This window comes from Streptomyces sp. NPDC058663, from assembly GCF_042716745.1.
In the GTDB taxonomy this organism is placed as follows: Bacteria; Actinomycetota; Actinomycetes; order Streptomycetales; family Streptomycetaceae; genus Streptomyces.
Map to the genome: position 1 here is coordinate 74,275 of NZ_JBHXRV010000015.1, position 20,892 is coordinate 95,166.

The 20,892-nt window shown below is 69.6% G+C and carries 20 protein-coding genes; 17 read left to right on the forward strand and 3 right to left on the reverse strand.

Annotation, left to right across the window (positions count from 1 at the left end; all coding sequences use genetic code 11):
• The first annotated feature begins 106 nt into the window (after window positions 1-106).
• Window positions 107-1,609, forward strand: coding sequence for a GntP family permease (locus ACFWVV_RS13690; protein ID WP_384351433.1), 1,503 nt, complete (start codon window positions 107-109; stop codon window positions 1,607-1,609).
• A 131-nt stretch (window positions 1,610-1,740) separates the two neighbouring features.
• Window positions 1,741-2,847: a hypothetical protein gene (locus ACFWVV_RS13695; RefSeq protein WP_384351431.1), complete on the forward strand. Its 1,107-nt coding sequence runs from the start codon at window positions 1,741-1,743 to the stop codon at window positions 2,845-2,847.
• Between the two features lie 43 nt (window positions 2,848-2,890).
• On the opposite strand, the gene ACFWVV_RS13700 is transcribed toward ACFWVV_RS13695, so the two are convergent.
• Window positions 2,891-3,310 (reverse strand): hypothetical protein, encoded by a 420-nt coding sequence (locus ACFWVV_RS13700; RefSeq protein WP_384351428.1) that lies wholly within the window; start codon window positions 3,308-3,310, stop codon window positions 2,891-2,893.
• A gap of 203 nt (window positions 3,311-3,513) precedes the next feature.
• On the opposite strand from ACFWVV_RS13700, the gene ACFWVV_RS13705 reads away from it, so the two are divergent.
• Window positions 3,514-4,848: an Nramp family divalent metal transporter gene (locus ACFWVV_RS13705; protein ID WP_384351425.1), complete on the forward strand. Its 1,335-nt coding sequence runs from the start codon at window positions 3,514-3,516 to the stop codon at window positions 4,846-4,848.
• Between the two features lie 112 nt (window positions 4,849-4,960).
• Here ACFWVV_RS13705 and ACFWVV_RS13710 read toward each other — a convergent pair whose 3' ends face one another.
• A complete protein-coding gene (locus ACFWVV_RS13710) occupies window positions 4,961-6,082 on the reverse strand; it encodes a chitinase (protein ID WP_384351422.1) in 1,122 nt (373 codons plus the stop codon).
• A gap of 399 nt (window positions 6,083-6,481) precedes the next feature.
• Between ACFWVV_RS13710 and ACFWVV_RS13715 the strand changes: the two genes are divergently transcribed.
• The 13 genes from ACFWVV_RS13715 (at window position 6,482) to ACFWVV_RS13775 (ending at window position 19,242) form a co-directional block, all read left to right on the forward strand.
• Window positions 6,482-7,348: a hypothetical protein gene (locus tag ACFWVV_RS13715; protein ID WP_384351419.1), complete on the forward strand. Its 867-nt coding sequence runs from the start codon at window positions 6,482-6,484 to the stop codon at window positions 7,346-7,348.
• Window positions 7,349-7,590: 242 nt separating this feature from the next.
• A complete protein-coding gene (gene cpaB, locus ACFWVV_RS13720) occupies window positions 7,591-8,298 on the forward strand; it encodes a Flp pilus assembly protein CpaB (RefSeq protein WP_384351417.1) in 708 nt (235 codons plus the stop codon).
• A gap of 259 nt (window positions 8,299-8,557) precedes the next feature.
• A complete protein-coding gene (locus ACFWVV_RS13725; RefSeq protein WP_384351414.1) occupies window positions 8,558-10,195 on the forward strand; it encodes an AAA family ATPase in 1,638 nt (545 codons plus the stop codon).
• A 32-nt stretch (window positions 10,196-10,227) separates the two neighbouring features.
• Entirely contained in the window at window positions 10,228-10,590 is a 363-nt protein-coding gene (locus ACFWVV_RS13730) for a TadE family protein (protein ID WP_384351411.1), read from the forward strand.
• 271 nt (window positions 10,591-10,861) lie between these two features.
• Entirely contained in the window at window positions 10,862-12,205 is a 1,344-nt protein-coding gene (locus ACFWVV_RS13735) for a CpaF family protein (RefSeq protein WP_384351408.1), read from the forward strand.
• A gap of 78 nt (window positions 12,206-12,283) precedes the next feature.
• Window positions 12,284-13,219: a type II secretion system F family protein gene (locus ACFWVV_RS13740; protein WP_384351575.1), complete on the forward strand. Its 936-nt coding sequence runs from the start codon at window positions 12,284-12,286 to the stop codon at window positions 13,217-13,219.
• Between the two features lie 17 nt (window positions 13,220-13,236).
• The gene (locus tag ACFWVV_RS13745) at window positions 13,237-14,148 is read left to right on the forward strand and encodes a DUF5936 domain-containing protein (protein WP_384351405.1); all 912 of its coding nucleotides are present in this window, start codon (window positions 13,237-13,239) and stop codon (window positions 14,146-14,148) included.
• Between the two features lie 5 nt (window positions 14,149-14,153).
• Window positions 14,154-15,875 (forward strand): sensor histidine kinase, encoded by a 1,722-nt coding sequence (locus ACFWVV_RS13750; RefSeq protein ID WP_384351402.1) that lies wholly within the window; start codon window positions 14,154-14,156, stop codon window positions 15,873-15,875.
• Window positions 15,876-15,917: 42 nt separating this feature from the next.
• Window positions 15,918-16,907, forward strand: a complete 990-nt coding sequence (locus ACFWVV_RS13755; protein ID WP_384351399.1) for a response regulator — start codon at window positions 15,918-15,920, stop codon at window positions 16,905-16,907.
• Window positions 16,908-17,065: 158 nt separating this feature from the next.
• The gene (locus tag ACFWVV_RS13760) at window positions 17,066-17,323 is read left to right on the forward strand and encodes a hypothetical protein (protein ID WP_384351396.1); all 258 of its coding nucleotides are present in this window, start codon (window positions 17,066-17,068) and stop codon (window positions 17,321-17,323) included.
• Window positions 17,320-17,931, forward strand: coding sequence for a pilus assembly protein TadG-related protein (locus ACFWVV_RS13765; RefSeq protein ID WP_384351573.1), 612 nt, complete (start codon window positions 17,320-17,322; stop codon window positions 17,929-17,931). Before ACFWVV_RS13760 ends, ACFWVV_RS13765 begins: the two co-directional genes overlap by 4 nt.
• A gap of 32 nt (window positions 17,932-17,963) precedes the next feature.
• A complete protein-coding gene (locus ACFWVV_RS13770; protein WP_384351394.1) occupies window positions 17,964-18,560 on the forward strand; it encodes a hypothetical protein in 597 nt (198 codons plus the stop codon).
• 7 nt (window positions 18,561-18,567) lie between these two features.
• Complete coding sequence (locus tag ACFWVV_RS13775) at window positions 18,568-19,242, forward strand: OmpA family protein (RefSeq protein WP_384351391.1); 675 nt, start codon at window positions 18,568-18,570, stop codon at window positions 19,240-19,242.
• A gap of 63 nt (window positions 19,243-19,305) precedes the next feature.
• On the opposite strand, the gene ACFWVV_RS13780 is transcribed toward ACFWVV_RS13775, so the two are convergent.
• Complete coding sequence (locus ACFWVV_RS13780) at window positions 19,306-19,764, reverse strand: ATP-binding protein (RefSeq protein WP_384351388.1); 459 nt, start codon at window positions 19,762-19,764, stop codon at window positions 19,306-19,308.
• Window positions 19,765-20,033: 269 nt separating this feature from the next.
• Between ACFWVV_RS13780 and ACFWVV_RS13785 the strand changes: the two genes are divergently transcribed.
• Window positions 20,034-20,885, forward strand: a complete 852-nt coding sequence (locus ACFWVV_RS13785; RefSeq protein ID WP_384351385.1) for a helix-turn-helix domain-containing protein — start codon at window positions 20,034-20,036, stop codon at window positions 20,883-20,885.
• Window positions 20,886-20,892 lie beyond the last annotated feature (7 nt).

Here is a 20,892-nt window from a genome sequence, read left to right on the forward strand (position 1 = left end):
GCCGCACCGCATGCCTTCCGGCCCGGCGCCCCGCTTTCCCGCGGGTGCGCCGTGCCGCGCTCCCCCCTGCCCCGAAGTCCCCCGGACGTACCGGAGTTGACCGCACATGCAGTTCGCAGCACCGACCCCGTTCCCGCTGGTCCTGGCCGCCGCAGCCGAGCCACCGAAGATCCCGCACACCGGAGGACTGCTCACCTTCATCGACGGCACGGCGGGACTGCTGACCGTCGCCGCCCTCGGCATCGGCCTGCTCCTCTTCCTGATCATCAAGGTCAGACTCCAGCCGTTCGTGGCCCTCCTCGCGGTGTCCATCGCCGTCGGCCTCGCCGCCGGACTCTCCGTCACCGAACTCTTCGGCACGGTCCAGAAGTCCGCCCTCCCCTCGGTCATCGAATCGGGCATGGGCGGCATCCTCGGGCACGTCGCGATCATCATCGGTCTGGGCACCATGCTCGGCGCGATACTCGAAGTCAGCGGCGGTGCCCAGGTGCTGGCCTCCCGGCTGCTCGCCCTCTTCGGCGAGAAGCGCGCCCCGCTGGCCATGGGCCTCACCGGTCTGATCTTCGGCATCCCGGTCTTCTTCGACGTCGGCATCTTCGTCCTCGCCCCGATCGTCTACGCGGCCGCCAAGCGCAGCGGCAAGTCGGTCCTCCTCTACGCCATGCCGCTCCTCGCAGGCCTGTCGATGACCCACGCGTTCCTGCCCCCGCACCCGGGCCCGGTGGCCGCGGCCGGCCTCTTCAAGGTCTCGCTCGGCTGGGTCATCGTCATGGGCGTCGTCGTCGGCATCCCGGCGGTGCTGGCGGCCTGGGCGTACGGGGCCTGGATCGGCAAGCGGATCTTCGTACCGGTGCCGCAGGACATGGTGGAAGCGGCCGAGGAGGCCAAGGCGGCCGTCGTCGCCGAGCAGCAGGCGGCCGGTGTCCAGCCGCCCGAGAAGCCCGTCCCGCTCGGCACGGTCCTCGCCATCATCGGCACCCCGCTCGTCCTCATCCTGGGCGCCACGTTCTCCTCGATCGCCCTCGCGGAATCCACTCTGCGCTCGGTCATCGAGTTCTTCGGCAACCCGTTCGTCGCGCTGACGATCGCACTGCTCCTCGCCTACTACCTGCTCGGCCTGCGCCGCGGCTGGTCCCGCAAGTCCCTGGAGCAGGTCTCCACCGCCTCGCTCAAGCCCGTCGGCAACATCCTGCTGGTCGTCGGCGCGGGCGGCATCTTCGGCGCCGTCCTCAAGGGCAGCGGCATCGCCGACGCCCTCGCCGACGCCTTCCAGAACGTCGGCCTCCCCGTCATCCTGCTCGCCTGGCTGATCTCGGTGGTCCTGCGCGTCGCCCAGGGCTCGGCGACGGTCGCCATCGTCACCACAGCCGGCATCGTGGTCCCCCTGGTCGAGGGCCAGGACCTCTCCCAGGCCCACCTGGCCCTGATCATCATGGCCATCTCGGCGGGCTCGATCTTCGCCTCCCACGTCAACGACGGCGGCTTCTGGATGGTCGCCAAGTACTTCGGCATCTCCGAGCGCGACACCCTGAAGTCGTGGACGGTGCTGGAGACGGTGCTGTCGGTGGCGGGATTCGTGGTGGCGGCACTGCTGAGCCTGGTCATCTAGCGGGGGCCACGACGTCCGGCCGACGCGCGGCCGGCCGGCACGAGCGCTGCACCCATGGGGCGCGAGACCTGGCCTCGCGCCCCAAAGAGCTACCCTCGTACGCACGTTGGTACGGGAAAGGGTTTCCTTGAATGGGCGTACCTGAGCAGCGGGGCGAGGCCTCGGGTGAGGCGCAGTTCTTCCAGGCCCGCAACGATCAGCAGATCACGCAGTGGATCTCCCACGTGCACCTGTGCGGTTCGCACGCCGAGCAGATCCGTGCGGAGGCCGACGGCCTCGTGCGGCAGCTGACGCACGTCGTGGGCGCCCTCCAGGAGGAGCGGGACGCCCTCAAGGGCGAGGTGCGGCGGGCCAGGGCCGAGGGCAGGGCCGACGCGCTGCGCGAGGTGCAGTCCCAGCTGCAGGACTCCGAGCTCAGGCTGATGGGGCTGCGCCGCCGCTGGGAAGAGGCCAAGCAGGGCCGCGAACAGGCCGAACAGCTCCTGGCCGACGCCCGGCGCGCCGCCGAGGCGTACCGGCGCGAGGCCGAGGAACTGCGCCGGAAGCAGGGGGAGGGCGTGCGCGACGGAATCCGCGCCGGGCGCCTCCTCCAGGAGGTGACGGACGTCGGCAGAAGCGCCGACTACGACCGGGTGGTGTCCCAGGCGGATGCACAACTGGACGGCATGCGAGACGAGTTGAGGAAGCTCTCGGCCGACATGCGGGTACGGCTCGACGACGGCGCGGACGGCAGGGTGGTGCCGGGGGCGGTGGTCCCTGAGGCCGTGGAAGTCGTGCCACCGGTACCGGTGGAATTCGAGGAGCCGGGTGTCGCGCCCGTCACCGAACCCGATGACGTGCCCCTCGTCCCAGACGCTCCAGCGCAACCCACCACGTGGTACGGCCCCGCAGGCGTGCGGATGAGCCTGCTGGCCACCCTTCTCTCGGTGGCCCTCGTCGTGGTGGTGGCCGAGAGCATGAACGTGATGTTCCGCGACAAGAACGACACTGCCCTCGTGTGGATGGTGCTCTACTCGGTGGTCGCCCTGCCCCTCGGCTTCTTCCTCTCCTACTTCGTGAAGTCGTTCGTGCTGGCCATGGGCGGCTGGAACGGTACCAGCGACCTGGGTCTGAAGGGCGCGATCCACGCGCTCTTCTTCTGCCTCACGCTGGCCTACGTCCTGCTCGACTGGCCCGTGGGGAGCTGGACCACCGGCCTGGCCCGCTTCATCGCGGTGTCCCTCGGGCCACTCCCGTGAGCCCGCGGCCGGGCGGCGTTCAGCCGCCCGGCCGCGCGGCACCTCACGCCTTGTTGACCGTCTGGTCCCGCCCGGCCTGAAACACCTGACCGTTGCCCGTCGCGTGCCCGTGCATCTCCACGTGCGTGGAGCCGCTCTCCTTCGCCGCCTCAGGTGCCAGCTCGTCGAGCAGTGCCCGCAGGTCCGCGACGATGCCCGGGTCGTCGCGCAGCAGGCGCCTGACCCTGCCCTGCCAGTCCGCCCGGAGCTCGCCCTCGGTCTCCGTGTCCCCGCCCTCGCGTGCGACGAGGAGCTGCTCACGGGTGTGGTCCAATTCCCCGGCGACGGCGTCGGCCCGCTCCGGGTGCACGCGCCGCCACAGGGCCGTCACCCCGTCGCGCGTGCGCTGCCAGGCGTCCGTGGCCATGAGCGTGACCAGCGTCGTTCCGGCAGTTCCCGCGAGCGCCGCAATCTGTGGATCCATCAGCTCTCCCACCTCTCGACCCGTGGTACGGCCCTGCGGCCGACCGGGTCTGCGAGGCTACCCGCGGCGGCCTCCCCGGGCAGCTGCCCGGCCGGACGCAACACTGCGATCCGGAGACGATCCGCCGCGCCCCCTTGCGCACCCGCACCGCCCCCGCTTGGGTGATCCGGATCATCAGGGGGACGAGCGGGAGGTAGGTCACCATGTCGGACGGCTTGCAGGACGGCGGCGGCGGCAGCCGGGCGGGAGGTGCGGCGCGCGCGGACGCCGATCCCGGGCCCCGCAGATCGAGTTGGAAGTACATCGGCCCCGGCATCGTCGTCGCCGCCACCGGTGTCGGCGCCGGAGACCTCGTCGCGACGTTGATCGCGGGCAGCAAGTTCGGCTACACCCTCATGTGGGCGGCCGTCATCGGCTGCGTCGTGAAGATCGCGCTCGCCGAGGCGACAGGACGCTGGCACCTGGCCACGGGCCGCACCCTCTTCGAGGGCTGGCGCAGCCTCGGTCAGTGGACCACCTGGTACTTCGCCGTGTACGTCGTCATCTGGGGCTTCGTGTACGGGGCGACCGCCATGTCGTCCTCGGCGCTGCCCATCGTCGCGCTCTTCCCGGACGGACCGAGCCTGAAGTTCTGGGCGATCCTCTGCGGGCTGATCGGCCTGGCCTTCGTCTGGTTCAACCGGTACGCCGTCTTCGAGAAGGTCATGACGGTGCTGGTCGGCATCATGTTCGTGGTCGTCGTGTACGTCGCGATCCGGGTCGGACCGTCCGTGGGCAAGTCCTTCGCGGGGCTGGCGCCGGTCCTCCCCGACGGCTCGCTGCTGTACACGCTCGGCCTGATCGGCGGCGTCGGCGGCACCATCACCATGGCCGCGTACGGCTACTGGGTGAACGCCAAGGGCTGGACCAACTCCTCCTGGATGAAAGTGATGCGCCTCGACAACCGGGTCGCCTACGTCACCACCGGCATCTTCGTCGTCGCCATGCTGATCGTCGGTGCCGAGCTGCTGCACTCCACGGGCCTCGCGCTCACCAAGGGCGACCGGGGTCTGATCGACCTGGGCAAGATCCTTCAGGACCGCTTCGGTGCCACCACCGCGAAGCTCTTCCTGGTGGGCTTCTTCGCCACGTCGTTCTCGTCCCTGATCGGGGTGTGGCACGGGGTGAGCCTGATGTTCGCGGACTTCGTCGAGCGGTTCCGCAGGGACCGCGAGGGCGCCCCGGTCGAGCTGGGCACGGCCGCGGAGGTCGCGGAGGGCAAGCGGGAGAAGTCCGTCCCGTTCCGCGCGTACGCGCTCTGGCTGACCTTCCCGCCGATGGCCCTGCTCTGGCTGGACCAGCCGTTCGGTCTGGTCGTGGTCTACGGCGTGCTCGGCGCGTTCTTCATGCCGTTCCTCGCCCTGACCCTGCTGTGGCTGCTCAACTCCTCGCGCACGCCCGGCGAATGGCGCAACGGCATCCTCAGCAATGTGCTGCTGGCGGTGAGCGGCCTGCTGTTCCTGGTGCTCTGCGTGAAGCAGGTCATCGACCTGTTCTGACCGTACGCGGGAGTCTGCCGCGTACGGGGTGTGGGTAAGGGGTGTGCGTACGGTACGAAGCCGGAAGGGGCGGCGCCGGGCAGTCGGCGTCGCCCCTCCGTACACCCGCCGCCTACGGCAGCTTCCGCACCCGCGCCCCCACCGCCGTCGACCACTCGTTCCCGTACGCGGCGTCCCAGTTCGTCGACCAGGCCATCGCACCGCGCAGTCCCGGGTACTTCTTGGCGGGCTTGAACTTTCCGCAGTCCGTGCCCTCGGTCAGGCAGTTCATGGCCTTGGCGATCACCGAGGGGTCGACGTAACCGGCGTCCTTGCTGGCCTTGTTGGTGGGCAGGCCGAGGCCCACCTGCGACGGGTCGAGGCCGCCCTCCAGCTGGATGCAGGCCAGCGCGGTGAGGAAGTCCACCGTGCCCTGCTGGTACGACTTTCCGTCGCAGCCCAGCTGCGAGCCGCTGTTGTAGAACTGGGTGTTCACGACGGTCAGGAAGTCCTTCACGCCCAGCGCCGTTCTGAAGTACTCGTCCGTCGGCTTCTGCATGTCGATCGTCTGCGGGGCCATCGTGAGGACGAGCCGGGGGCCGGCCTTCTCGCGCAGCGACTTCAGTGCCTGGATCATGAACTCGGCGCGGAACCCGTTGTTCTCGGTGTCGATGTCGACGCCGTCGAACCCGTACACCGTCATCAGCCGGTGCACCGACGTCGCGAACCGCTCCGCCGCCGCCGCGTCCTTGACCTCGACCTTGCCGTTCTCCCCGCCGACCGAGACGATCACCATCTTGCCCGCCTGGTGCTTGGCCTTGATGTCCGCCTTGAACTGGTCGACCGTATAGCCGCCGAGGGCCTTCGAGGCCAGCTTGAAACCGACCTCGCCGGGCTGCCCGGCCGCGTCCGCGAAGGAGACGGCGATGATGTCGTACGCGTCCGGGACCTCGGCCAGCTTCTGCTGCTTGGCCTCGTTGGTGAAGTTCTGCCAGTAGCCGGTGAGGGCGTGCGCGGGGACCTGGGGAGCCCCGGCCGCCTTCCGGGCGCCGTCGTCACGGGCGCCGCCGTCACGGGCGGGCGGGGCCGAGCCCGCAGGCGTCTTTCCCGCCGTGCTCTTCTCCGCCGGGCCCGTACCTCCGTCCGCGCCGTCCCCGTCCGCGCAGGCCCCCAGCGTCCCCGCCAGCAGGGCCACCGCCACGGCACCGACCGCGAGCCGGGAAAGGGAGTGAGGGCGATGAACGAAGGTGGCCACGTGCTGTCTCCAGGTGAGCGGGAAAGGGGATGGGACGGGACGGACCACCCAAATTGGTTCGGCCCCCTCCCGATGTCAAGCGGATCACTGGCCCGAACGGCGCGAAGTATGGCGCGAAACCCCCTCCCGCAGACCTCAAGCGGAACCCATGATCACAAGCGGTAGTCCATTCGCGACGTGGTGTCATCGTGATCATCGGTGCGGAAGCGGAGGGAATGCGACCTGCTGCGGCGGTCAATTCCCGCGCAAAACGTGTGAGTTGGTGTGGCGTACGGGATCTCTGGAACCTGTTCTCTACCACGTATGACGTGGCTAAAGTGCTGATGCACCACGCGCGAGCGGAGATACGGACGGACGACGGGCAACAGTGGGCGTGCGACGGGGAGCGGGGACATCGACGTGCCGACAGCGATAGCCGTGACCAGCGCCGATCTGGTGCTGCCCCCCAGCGACCACCAGACCCCGACCGCCGCCGTCCTCCAGCCACCGGCCACCCAGTCCCTGGACGACGCGCTGGCCGCGATGAACGTCCTGCTTGAGCGGCACGGCTATGTCGTCGCCCTCTACCCTGCCTCCCTCCCCGCCGCCCACGAGCGGCGCATGCACGCCGTCCGCTCGGTCCTCGAAACCGACCGCGTCGCCCTCCTCAAACTGGACCTGCCACCGCTGGGCATCGCCGTCCTGGCCCGCCAGCTGCGCCAGCTCTCCGTCTGCGACTTCAGCGCGGGCGTCGTCGCCTCGGCGGCCAGGCTGCTCTCCCACTACGTGTACTCCGGCGCCCTGCTCGGCTCCGTCACCAAGCTGGACCGCATCCCGGTCAGCCTCAAGTCGCACGCCAAGTCGTGGATGCCGGGCGCCCAGTTCGCCGTACTGGCCAACCCGGAGCCGCAGCTGATCAAGCTGGGCGGCGAGGAGACGCTGGCGGGACCGGAGTTCGCGACGCAGCTTGCCTTCGCCCGGGGGCAGCTGTCGTCCGAGTGGGTCACCGAGACCCTGGCCCCGGGCTGGCAGGTCCAGGCCGCCCACGAGGTGGAGCTGCCTGCCACCTCGCCCGCCTGGTGGGGCACGGCCAAGATGATCGAATTCGCGGCGTTCCTGCCCGACATCTCCGTGCTCTACCAGCTGGTCTCCTCGGTACGGCGCGAACAGTGCCACTGGTGCGGCATCCAGCTGATAGGGGACCGCTGCGGATTCTGCTCCGCCCCGGTGGCCCAGTCCGAGGGCGCTGTGCACGCGGTCCGGGCCCTCAACCGCGGGCCGGCCTGATGCCCGCGCCGCGCGCACCCCGTACCCCGGGCGCCCGCCCGCGGAGCATGCGAAAACGCACGGCCCGCACGCGCACCATCCGGCTCACCTGCCCGGTCCGCACCACGCGTCCCATCCGCACCACGCGTCCGATCCGCCCCACGCGCACGAGGCGCCTGACGCGCACCACGCGCACCACGGCCACCACCACGCTCACCGTCCGTTGAACTGTTCCGACGTTCCTGATCGAGGTAGCACGCACCATGAACTCACGCCAGCGTCGCGGCATCATCCTGCTGCTCCTGTCGGTCCTGTGCGCCATCGGCGCGTTCGTCGGCGTGCTCTCGGTGATCCGGGACGTGAATTCCAAGGTCGGCCCCGAGGTCACGGCGTACCGGCTCAAGGGTGATGTCGCCCCGTACAAGACCCTCAGCGAGACCCAGTTCGAGAAGATCGAGATGCCGAAGCGCTGGCTCTCGGACAACGCCATCACCGACATCTCGGAGATCCGCGGGAAGATCGCGGTCACCCAGCTCAAGGGCGGCTCGCTCCTCCAGACGGACATGCTGGTGAAGAAGCCCGAACTGGCGGCGGGGGAGCAGGAGATCGCCATCATGATCGACGCGGCCACCGGTGTCGCGGGAAAGATCACCCCCGGTTCGCGGGTCAACATCTACGCGACCTTCGAGGGCAAGGAACAGAAGGACGCGGACCAGTCCCGGGTGATCGTCGCGGGTGCCCGGGTGCTGGACGTCGGCAAGATCAGCGCCCTGGAGCCGAAGGCGGACGACCGGACCCGCAGCGTGAAGGACGCGGTCCCGATCACCTTCGCCCTCAACACGCTCGATGCCCAGCGCGTCGCGTACGCCGAGTCGTTCGCCGAGCACGTACGGCTGGCCAGGGTGGCCGACGGCAGCGACCCGAACATCACCCCCCGCGACCGCACCTACACCCTCACGGCGGACAAGTAGTGCCGGCCCGCCACGGGGGACAAGCGGTGCAGGCCGGCAGCGGGGGCAGGTTCGTTCCGGCCCGCCGCAGACCGGCCGTAACGACCCGCCGAGGACCGGCCGTACCGGCCCGCCGCAGACCGGCTGTAACGACCCGCCGAGGACCGGTCGTTCCGGACCGCCGAGGACCGGCCATACCGGCCCGCCGAGGACCGGTCGTACCCGTCCGCTCGCCCCTCCCTCTCCCCGTTGCCCCGCCCCGACCCGCGAGGAAGCCCGTATGACGACTCGCATCCTCCCCGCCGTGGGCGACCCGGACGCCGCCCGCGCCGTCATCACGCTGCTCAGCCAGCTCCCCGACGCCGAGCCCGCCAACCCGGTCACCGACTCGACCGCCCTCCTGGACACCCTGGCCCGGCTCGCCTCGGAGTCCCTGGACGAGCTGCCCGAGGTGGTGCTCGTCCACGAACGCATCGGCCCCGTACCCGCGCTGGAGCTGATCCGCGAGGTGGCCCTGCGCTTCCCCGCCGTCGGCGTCGTACTGATCTCCGCCGACGCGAGCCCGCACCTGTTCACCGCCGCCATGGACTCCGGCGCGCGCGGGCTCGTCGGGCTCCCGCTGAGTTACGAGGAGCTCGCGGTCCGCGTGCAGAACGCGGCCTCCTGGTCGGTGGGCGTACGCCGCCACCTGGGCGCGGGCCCCGACGTCTTCAGCGGCCCCGGCGGCACGGTCGTCACCGTGACGGGCGCCAAGGGCGGCATGGGCGCCACCCTGGTCTCCGTACAGCTGGCCCTGGCGGCAAGGGCGTCGGGCCGTACCGTCGCCCTGGTCGACCTCGACCTCCAGTCCGGCGACGTGGCCTCCTACCTCGACGTCCAGTTCCGCCGCTCGATCGTCGACCTGGCCGGGATCTCCGACATCTCGCCCCGGGTCCTCCAGGACGCCCTGTTCACCCACGCCACCGGCCTCGGCCTGCTGCTCGCCCCTGCGGAGGGGGAGCGCGGCGAGGAGGTCACCGACCGGGTGGCCCGCCAGGTGGTCAGCGCCCTGCGCAACCGGTACGAGGTCGTGGTCGTCGACTGCGGCACCCAGATGCACAGCGCCAACGCCGCCGCCATCGAGATGGCCGACCAGGCCCTGCTGGTCGTCACCCCGGACGTGGTCGCGGTACGGGCGGCCAAACGCATGGTCCGCCTCTGGGACCGGCTCCAGATCCGTAAGGCGGAGGAGACCACCACCGTGGTCAACCGCCACACCCGCAACTCGGAGATCCAGCCGCCCCTGGTCGAGAGGATCACCGGCACCAAGGTCGCCCGCAGCGCCGTCCCCTCGCACTACAAGGAACTCCAGTCGGCGGCCGACGCGGGCCGCCTCCAGGACCTGGACAGCCGCAGCACGGTCAAACAGGCACTCTGGGCCCTCGCGGGGGAGCTGGGGATCGTGAAGACGACGGAGGCGGCCACCGGCGGCAGGGGCGGCAGGCTGCGCGGCGGCGACCGCGGCTCCATCGGCCTGCGTCCGCGCAAGGACCGCACCAAGGGCGCCCACGGCGACCGGGGCGCGGTCACGGCGGAGTTCGCGGGCATGTTCCCGCTGATCCTCCTGGTGATGGTGATCATGTGGCAGGCGGCGGTCTGGGGCTACACGTTCTCCCTGGCGGGCAACGCGGCCGACGAGGGCGCCCGCGCGGGCACGGCGGCGTACGGAGCGGGCGGCAGCGGCGCGCCGGAGTGCCAGGAAGCGGTACAGAAACGGCTGCCCGGCGCCTGGCAGGTCAGCAACGTGACCTGCAACCCGGAGGGCAACGTCTACAAGGCCCGCGTGACCCTCACCACCCCCATCCTCTTCCCCGGTGCGGGCAACTTCGGCTGGGACACCGACGGCGAGGCCGGCGCGGCACTGGAAGGCGGCAACTGATGCCCGGCAATTGGCAGTTACGCACCCGCCTCATGCGGGGCCGCGACGGGGACAAGGGTGTGGCGGCCCTGGAGTTCGCGGGCTTCCTCCCGCTCCTGCTCCTGGTCGCGATGGCCGCCATCCAGCTCGGCATCATCGGTTACGCGGCCAGCCAGGCGAGCTCGGGGGCGCGGGCGGCCGCGAGGGTCGAATCGCAGGAAGCCACCGAGGGCCAGTGCGAGGCGGCGGGCCTGGCGGCGATGAGCGGTTGGGTGGCCGGCCGTACGCAGATCGACTGCACCGGCGGCGACATCGTGAAGGCCACCGCCACGCTCTCGGTCCCTGCCGTCATCCCCGCCTTCACGGTCACCACCATCACCAGATCCGCCTCCATGCCCTCCGACGACACCCCCTGACCCCCGTAATTCCCCCGCCTCGATCACCCCCGCCCCCTGACCACCGGAGCCGCCCCTTCCCACCCCCTCGGCCACCGGACCCGCCCCTTCCTACCCCCCCGCCCCCTTGGGCACCGGGGCCGCCCCCGGGGGCGGAACGGGTGGGCAAGGGGGCGGCCCCCGGCGGAGCCGAACACCGCACCCCGCCCCACCCCGACGCCCCCAGCCCCAGACCAAACCCCACCCCACCCCGTACGGCCGTACAGAACGAACCACCACAGGGAGCCCACCCATGAGCCTGCGGCAACGCCTCACCGCCCCCGAGGAATCCCCCGGCGGCCGCGAGGACGGCCACCTGGTGGCCACCTACCGGGCCAAGCTCCTGGAAGAGATCGACCTGGCCGAAATGTCCTCCCTGGCCGCCGCCGAGCGCCGAGCCCGCCTGGAACGCGTACTCGGCCACATCATCAGCCGCGAAGGCCCGGTCCTCTCCACCTCCGAGCGCTCCCAGCTCATCCGCAGGGTGGTCGACGAGGCCCTCGGCCTCGGCGTCCTCGAACCCCTCCTCGAAGACGCCTCCATCACCGAAATCATGGTCAACGGCCCCGACGCGATCTTCGTCGAGCGGGCCGGCCGCGTGGAGCAGCTCCCCATGCGCTTCGCGTCCAACGAGCAGCTGATGCAGACCATCGAGCGCATCGTCTCGACGGTCAACCGCCGCGTGGACGAGTCGAATCCGATGGTCGACGCCCGCCTCCCCTCCGGCGAGCGCGTCAACGTCATCATCCCGCCGCTGTCCCTCACCGGCGCCACCCTCACCATCCGCCGCTTCCCGAAGGCCTACCGCCTCGACGAGCTGATAGCGCTGGGCACCCTCGACCACCAGATGCTCATGCTGCTGAGCGCCTTCGTGCGGGCCCGGTTCAACCTCATCGTCTCGGGCGGCACCGGCTCCGGCAAAACCACCCTCCTCAACGCCCTCTCCGGCCTCATCCCCGACCACGAGCGCATCATCACCGTCGAGGACGCCGCCGAGCTCCAGCTCCAGCAGGCCCACGTCATCCGCCTGGAGACCAGGCCCGCCAACGTAGAGGGCAAGGGCCAGATCACCATCCGCGACCTGGTCCGCAACTCCCTCCGCATGCGCCCCGACCGCATCATCGTCGGTGAGGTCCGCGGCGGCGAGACGCTCGACATGCTCCAGGCCATGTCGACCGGCCACGACGGCTCCCTCGCCACCGTCCACTCCAACAGCGCCGAGGACGCCCTGATGCGCCTCCAGACCCTTGGCTCCATGTCGGAAGTGGAGATTCCCTTCGAGGCGCTCAAGGACCAGATCAACAGTGCCATCGACGTGATCGTCCAGCTCAGCCGCATGGCCGACGGCTCCCGCAAGATCACCGAGATCGTCATCCTCGTCTCACACGGCCGCGAACAGTTCCAGATCGCCTCGGTCTCCCGCTTCCACGCCCAGCCGGTGAGCCCGGACCGGCTGGTGCACGGCCAGTTCGAGCACCTGCCGCTGCCCCGCCGTATCGCGGAACGCCTCTATCTCGCGGGCGAGCCGATCCCGCCCGCCTTCGGCGTCGCCAACGACCCCCTGCAAGATTCCCTCTACGTGCGAGAGGCCCAGTAGGTACCGGCCATGGTCACCCACACCACAGCGTCACCACCGTCACCACCACCCGCGGAACTCGCCGCCGCCTTCACCGGCCTGAGCAATCCCGCGCTGCTCGCGGTCGGCGCCACGCTGCTCTGCTGCGTGCTCGCCACCATCGGCGTCCACACGTACACCAACGGCCGCGCCCAGCGCGCCGCCCTGGAGAACCGCCTCGCCCTCACCACGGGCCCAGAGACCGGACGCCAACGCCACTTCCGCGGCATCGACCGGCGGCTGCGCAAGACCACCCTCGGCAAGAAGATCCAGCTCAGGCTTGCCGCCACCGGCCTGGACGTCACACCGGGCGAGTTCTTCGTGTACGTGGTGGCAGGCGCGGCGGGACTCTGGCTGATCGCCTCCTCGGTCCTGGCCCCGTTCTTCGGCCCGATCGCCGCCCTGGTCGCCGTGTGGGCGGCCAGTACCTTCCTCAACTGGCAGCGCCAGAAGCGCATCGAGGCGTTCATCAACCAGCTCCCCGACCTCTCCCGCATCCTCGCCAACGCGACGGCCGCAGGCCTGGCCCTGCGTACCGCACTCGGCATGGCGGCCGAGGAACTGGAGGCCCCGGCGGGCGAGGAACTGGGCACCGTCGCGGCCCAGTTGGCGGTCGGCCGCTCCATCGACGACGCCCTCGGTGAACTCGCCGAACGCCTCCCCTCCCGCGAGCTGGTCGTCCTCGTCACCACCCTGGTCCTGTCCAACAAGGCGGGCGGCACCGTCGTCGGCTCGCTGCGCAACCTCACCGAGACCCTGGAGGAGCGCAAGGAGACCCGCCGCGAGGTCCGCACGATGCTCTCCGAGGTCAACGCCACCGCGTACACGGTTCCGCTGCTCGGCCTGGGCGCCATGATCATGCTCAACTCGATGACCCCCGGCTCCATGGAGAAGATGACCGGCAATCCCGTCGGCCAGATCGTCGTCGCGGTCTCGGTGGGCCTGTACGCGCTCGGCTTCGTCGCCATGCGCCGCCTCGGCAAGATCGACGTCTGAGGGGCGGGGGAGAAGACATGCCAGCACTCGACAAGGGCCTGATCGGCCTGCTGCTCGCGCTCGTCGTCGGCCTGAGCGTCGCCGGCATCGCCTACGGGATCAAGATGTACCGGGCGGAGGCCAAGGTCCCGGGCGACCTCGCGGTGGCGCTGGAGGTCGGCTCCACACGGGTCTCGCGTACGGACTCGGCGATCGACCGCATCGGCATGCGGTTCGCCCCGGCCGTACTGTCCGCGATGGGTCCGGTACGGGTCGACAAGAAGCGCCGCAAGATCGACATGGCGGGAAACCCGGGCGGCCTCACCCTGGACCGCTACGCGGCGAGGCGCGCGGTGTACGGCATGTTCGGCGGCCTCACCGCGCTCCTCTGCTTCGTCAGCGACTTCACCCTCTTCGCCGTGTTCTGCCTGGCGTACGGCTGGTTCGCCGCCGACGCGCTGATCTGGCAGGCCATCCGGGCCCGCAAGGAGACCATCGAGCGCACCCTGCCCGACTTCCTCGACGTCCTCGCGGTCGTGGTCAGCGCGGGACTCGGCTTCCGCCAGGCACTCGACCGGGTCGCCGAGAAGTACGAGGGCCCGTGGGCCGACGAACTGCGCATCACGCTGCGCCAGATGGACATGGGAGTCAGCCGCCGCCTGGCCTTCGAGGAACTCCGCAGGCGCAACGAGTCGGAGCAGGTCTCCCAGTTCGTCACGGCACTCCAGCAGGGTGAGGAGCTGGGCGCGCCCATCGCCGACACCCTGATCCAGATCGCCAACGACATGCGCCGCACCGACGCCCAGAACTCCCGGCGCCGCGCCGCCAAGGCCATCCCCAAGACCACGGTGGTCACGCTCGCCTTCATGGTCCCGGCCACGCTGCTCCTGATCGTGGCCAACATGTTCCTGGGCTCCGGCGCCGACTTCGGCTCCCTCTTCGGCGGCTGACCCCGATGCCCCATTCTCAATACCCAGCCCGCTTGGGCGGCGGGGCCGCCCCCCGGGGGCGGAACGGGCGGGCAAGGGGGCGGCCCCCCGGCGGAGCCGAACCCTGTGCCCCGCCCAGCCAGCGCACCGCCCCCACCCCCGGAGGTCCCGCCCCCACCCTCGCAGAGCCCTGGCCCCCGCCCGCCCTGGGCACCGACGACGACCACACGACCCCCCTCGCCTCCGCCCTCGCAGAGGACGTCCCACCCCCCAGCCTCCCCATCCAGATCAACGCCCTCCAAGCACTCTGCCGCCAAGTCTTCGCCTTCCGCCTCGTCATGATCGCCATCGGCGCCCCCCTGGCCCTCAGCCGGGCCCAGGGCCCCCTCGGCTCCTGGCTGGTGGGCGGTGCGGTCACCGCCACCGTCGTCGGTTCGTACGCCATGCTGCGCGACTGGGAAACCTTCGCCCCCCTCCTCATCAGGTACCGCTCCCTGATGGCCGTCGACCTCCTCTTCGGCTCGGTGCTGCTCCTGACGGCCTCCCCGGACTCGTCACTCGGCTACGCGACGGTGTGCACACCGCTGCTGGCGGGCCTGCTGTACGGATGGCGCGGCGCAGGCATCTTCGCCGCCGTACAGATTTTGATCCTGGCGGGGGCGTACGGGGCCTGGGAGGCACGCCTCGCCGGCCCCGCCGGAACCGTCCTCATCAGCGGCTTCTGCGTGGCGGCCGGAGTGGTCGGAGTGACGTTGCGCAACCTGATGTTCCGCTTCGGCGCGGCCACCCAAGCCCTTTCGGAGGTCAAGGCACGGCTCGCGGTGGCGGACGCGGTGGAGGAGGAGCGGGCCCGCCTGGCCCGCGAGATGCACGACTCGGTGGCCAAGACGCTGCACGGAGTGGCCCTGGCCGCCGACAGCCTCGCCGAGTCGGCGGACCGCATGGACCCGCTCACGGTGAAGCACCAGGCGGGCGTGGTGGCCCGCTCGGCCCGCAGGGCGGCCGCGGAATCCCGCGAAATCCTGTCGGACCTGCGCCGCAAGGCGGACTACGAGGGAGGCGGCGTAGACGTCACGGCGGAACTTGAAGCGCGGGTACGAGACTTCACCACCCGCACGGGCGTTCCGACCGACCTCCTCCCCGCCGACCCAGCGGGGGAGGTCCCCACACCACCCCTCCCGCACGCGGTGGCCCGCCCGCTGATCACCATCGCGACCGAAGCCCTGGAGAACAGCCACCGCCATGCCGGAGCGCACCGGGTGACGATCGAGCTGGGCGTACAGAAAGGGATGCTGCGCCTGAGCATCCTGGACGACGGCAAGGGCCTCCCCCCTGGTCTGAACCTGGAAGACCTCCGCCGAGCGGGCCATTTCGGCCTGGTCGGAATGGTGGAACGCGCAGCCGCCATCGGAGCCCGCATCCGCATAGGCCGAGGCCACACCAAATCCGGCACCGAAGTCCGCCTAGACCTCCCCCTAGCCGCCCTCAACCCTTCGCCCTCTTGGGCGCCGGGGCCGCCGGACCCCACCCCCCAGCCCGCTTGGGCGGCGGGGCCGCCGGACCCCACCCCCCTGCCCGCTTGGGCGGCGGGGCCGCCCCCCGGGGGCGAGTGGGGTCTCCCCTGCTCGAGCGAAGCCGAGAGCTTGGGGAAGGGCGGGCAAGGGGGCGGCCCCCCGGCGGAGCCGAACAACGCACCCACGCCCAGCCCCGGCCCCGCTCGCCCCACCACTGGAACCCCCCGCCCCTGACACCCGCTCTCACCCAACCCCTCCCCGAGAGGAGGCCGCAAAATGCCGGAAGCAAGCCAAGAACACCCCCACCACACCCCGCAAGGAACTCCCGTCCCCCCTCCGGCGGCGGCAGCCCCCAGCACCCCAACCAACCCCCCACCTGCCCTACGCCTCGTCATCGCCGACGACAACCCCGTAGTCCGCGCCGGCCTCACCGCCCTCCTGAGCTCCCGGGAGGACATCGACGTGGTCGCCGAGGCAGCCGACGGCCGAGCGGCCCTGGCCGCCGCCGAACGCTGCCGCCCCGACGTGGTCCTCCTGGACGTCCGCATGCCGGGCGTGGACGGCATCTCGGCACTTCCGCACCTGGCAAAAGTGGCCCCGGTGATGATGCTGACGTACAGCAGCGAGAGCGAGATCGTGCGGGAAGCACTGCGCCTGGGTGCGGGCGGCTACCTGGTGCACGGAGAGTTCACCTCCGAACAACTCGTGTCCGCTGTCCGCGACTTGAACGCCGGACGCGCCTACTTCACCACCTCGGCCCAGGACGCCCTGCTGGCCCACGTACGGGCCGGGGCCCACGGCCCGGAAGCGGTACGCCCGCTGCCGGAGTGCCTGGGCACGGCCTACGCGACGGCCGTCCCGTACGGCGCCCGCACCACGACTGCACCGGACTACGCGCACCGCGATCCGGAGCCACCTGTCTCAAGTTCTGACCGATCGAGGCAAACCACTTCGCAGTCGCAACCAGCTGTGGCACATTATCCGGCGAGGCATGAGCAGCGTACGGCCAACCGGCAGCAGTTCGGACTGAGTTCGAGGGAGGTGGAGGTCATGGACCTCATAGCGGCAGGCATGAGCAACCAGCAAATCGCCGCCACCTGCTTCATCAGCGAGAAAACGGTCAAGAACCACATCAACCGCATCTTCGCAAAGCTGCACAGTGCGAGCAGGAGCGAAGCGATAGCGATGTGGATCGGCACCAGGCCGGCACAGCACGACAACGGGCTCCATGGCCTCAACGGGGGAGGGGTGATCGGCCGTGGCTGACCACACGACCGGCACGACAACAGGAATGCGAAGCGTCCGCACCCAACTCCGCCTTTGGGCCCCGCATTGGGCCCAGGGACCCTCCGCCGGGACCCCCGGCCGGGCTTACGTTGCGGATGTCGCAAGCGGGGCCGGCCGGGAGGCGGACGGAGACGCGGGTGGCACTACCGACCAGGAGCCGTACGGACCCGGAGGAGCACCGCATGACGAAGGCGTACATGGCGATCAATACGTGGAGCAACACGATCGTCCGCAAGATGCGCGAACGCGGGGACCAGGGCGCGAGCGTGGTGGAGTACGCGGGTCTGGTGGTGATCATCGCGTTGATCGTGGTGGCGGTGAAGGGATTGAACCTGGACACCACGATCTCGACGGCAATCCAGACTGCGGTGACCCAGATCACCGGCGGTGGCTGACAGTCAAAAGCTCGCAGTGTGACCGAGGGCAGGCATTCCCCATCTACATCATGTTGGTGGGGCTCCTGCTCTTTGTCGCGTTCGCGCTCTTCGCCTTTGCCCAGGCCGCCGCTGCTCGCAGTGGCGGCCAGTCTGCTGCGGATGCAGCAGCCCTGGCCGCTGCGCAGGAGTCCCGGGACGAGCTGACCGACAACTTCATCCGCGACATCGTCAATCCCGCGATGTGGGTGGTCTGGCTGACCGGAGAGGGCCCCGTGACCAACGGCGCGGCCGGGGCGACAGCTCTCGCCAACCAGAATGACTCGGATGTCATCGCTGGCCCCAACATGACGCTCTTGAAGGGGTTCCCCGCGCGTTGGGTGCAGGTCGAGACGCGATTCACCTCGGGGCAGTCAGTTGTTCCCGGTACGGACAAGAAGGCCAAGGCGGAAGCCACGGCGGTGATCGAGCCCCGCTGCTTCATCGGCCCGGAAAGCGATCCGACCAAGCTGGTATTCGTCCACTGCAAGGACGGCAAGATTTGGGCGATCGACCCCAAGAAGGTAGTCGAACTTCCGGGCCTTCTGCCCAAGCCAAATGATCTTTTTTCCGTCCACCTGGTCAAGTAGCGAGCGAACGACAAGCAAAGGAAGAGCTGTTGATGAGCATGCGGCACGCCATGAAGGCCCGAAGGGCAATGACCGCTGTGGCGATCACGACTGGTTTGGTCCTGGCGGTGGCCGGATGCGGTGGGGATCCGGTGGGTGAGAAGCAGAGCCCGACAGCTTCGTCCCCTTCGGCCCCGAACAAGCAACCTGATGCGAAGCAGAAGGAGACTACTCCTCAGGCCCCTGCGGCGGAAACTGTGCTAGCAGAGGTGAAGGGTGGGAAGAACGTCACACTCATCATCAATTCGGCGGTCCGCGATGCTGGAGGATTTGTAACGGTCACCGGCAAGGTGCGAAACGGGGGAGACATCTGGAACCCAGCAGACTGGCGAGGTGATGAGAAGGAGCTGAGTGGGAACTCGGCGTCCATGGCTGGCGCCACTCTGGTCGACAAGGCGGGGAAGAAGAAATATCTGATTCTCCGAGACACGACGGGGCGTTGCCTGTGCACGAAGTTCTCGGGCGGATTTAACTCTGGTGAAGAGAAGACGTTCTATGCTCAATTCCCCGCTCCGCCTGCGACTTCTACGAAGGTTGACTTCCAGATCGCAGAAATGCCCCCCGCTACTATCGAAATCTCTGAGGGGTGACGGGCCGGTGTCCCTGACTCACTCTCGAAGTCGCCCGGCCGTCCCGGTCATCGCAATCTTCGCTGCTTCTGCGCTAGCGCTGGGACTCACCTCCCAGGCCCAGGCGGCCCCCACGCCGCCGCCAGGGGCCCCGAGCGCTCCCCCTGGTGGCACCACCACGCAGGAGCCGCCCAAAGTCGACGCCAACTCGCCCAACCTTAAGATCAGCGACGGCGGAACACTCGCCGCCGCCAAAGTCGTCGACATCAAGTCCGTAGTCGAAGACCTCGGCGGCGAGGAACGCCGCGAAGACACCAACTCCGACGTCAAGTTCGCCCTCCAGGCCGAAGTCCTCTTCCCCAAGGACAGCGCCAAGCTCCAGCCCGATGCGGCCGCCCGTATCAAGGCCATCGCGCAGGAGGCCCTGACGAACAAGGCGACCACCGTCCGTGTCTTCGGGTTCACGGACAACCTCGGCTCCTACGAGCACGGCAAGGCACTGTCCAAGAAGCGCGCCGACATGGTGCACGTGGAGCTGACCAAGACACTCGGCTCCAACGTCACGTTCGAGGTCCGCGGCTACAGCGAGGACTACCCGATCGCCGACAACGCCAGCGAAGAGGGCCGCAAGAAGAACCGCCGCGTCGAAGTCACCTTCCCGCGCGGCGAGGCCCCCAGCGCGAACACCACCCCCGGCGCCTGACGCGCCCCACCGACCGTGCCCCGGCTCCTTGCCCGAGCCGGGGCACACCGCGTACTCAGCCCCTCAGCGCGGCAACGTCACCCAGGACTTCACCCCCCTGTGCGGCGGCAGCGCATCCCCGACGCCCCACTCCCCACCCCAGTCCTCCACTGCCTCGTCCAGGAGCCACAGCGCCCTACGGCGTCGTACGAAGCAGAGGGACGCGGCGTCGGGTTCGGCGTGCGGGGGATGCTGGTCCCAGACGATGAGGCGCAGGGTGTCGTCCCGGTGCCGCAGCGATACGTAGGCGTCGCCCGCGCAGGTCAAGGCCGATGACACGGAGATGAGTTCGGTGGCAGCGAGTGTGGTGATCGGCCCGTAACGGTCGAGGTGGTGGGCGTGCAGGGCGCCGCTGATGGCCGCCCGTACGATGCCGGCGCTGCGGGGCTGGCCGGGCACGGTGAGGCTGAGGGCGAGTCCGTCCCGTTCCTCGAAGGTGGTTCTGGCCGGGACGCCGGTGGGGCAGAGGATCGCGGTCAACATCGCTGAACTCCCTTGTTCAGAGGATCTGCTGGCACGCCGGTGAGCAGTGGCCTGTCTCCCTGACGCGAGCCCGGCCCCTCCCAGGGAAAGGAGCGTGCGGGCAGGCTCGCGCGATGCACTTCCAGCTCAGCTGCGTAAGCGGTGCGTTACTGAATGTAGAGTCGTTGGGGGTCAATTGACCACCCGATCTCGGGAATTTGGCACTCGTACGTGGTTGCGACTGCCCCGACGAGGCAGACTGCGTAGCAACTCGAGAGAGAAGGAGCGCCGTGGTTGCCAGGACCTCACCGACCGAACGACAGAAGCGACTTGGCGGCGAAGTGCGCAAGATGCGCCTCGCGGCCGGAGTATCTGCCGAAGAGGCCGCCGGGCTGCTGGGCGTCGACCGTTCGAAGGTGTCCAACATCGAGCAGGGCATCCGTGCGATCAGCGAGGAGCGTGTGCGCACCCTCGCGTGCAATTGCGACTGCGGCGACAAGGCCTACATCGAGGCGCTGGTCGAGATGGCCGGGCCCCGACCGAAACAGTGGTGGGACCGCTATCGGGGGTCACTTTCATCGGCCTTGCTCGACATCGCGGAGCTGGAAGCCCACGCGCGCCGCATTCGTTCGGCACACTCCGTGCACATCCCGGGCCTCCTCCAGACCGCCGACCACGCCATGGCAGTCTTTCGCGTGGTGGTCCCGCAGCTGCCCGAGCAGGAGGTCGCGTTGCGGCTGGCGTACCGGGTGGAGCGGCAGCAGGTTCTCCGTGGAAGCGACCCCACCCCGTACTTCGGCATCGTCCACGAGGCCGCGCTGCGCATGCAGTTCGGTGGGCGGCGGGTGGCCAGGGCACAACTTGAGCACCTCTTGGCAGTGTCGGAACGGGACAACATCACCCTGCTGGTGATCCCGTTCGAGGCCGGGGCCTTTCCCGGTGCAGGGCAGACCGTGAACTACGCGGAGGGACCGGTGCCGCAGCTCGACACCGTACAGATAGACAGCACTCACGGTCCCGAATTCCTCTATGGCGAGGCCCAGCTCGCGAAGTACCGTGCACACCTGGACTGGATGGAGGGGATCGCCCTGCCACCCGACAGGTCGCGGGACTTCATCCGCGACATTGCCCGCCAGCTGTGAGGAGACA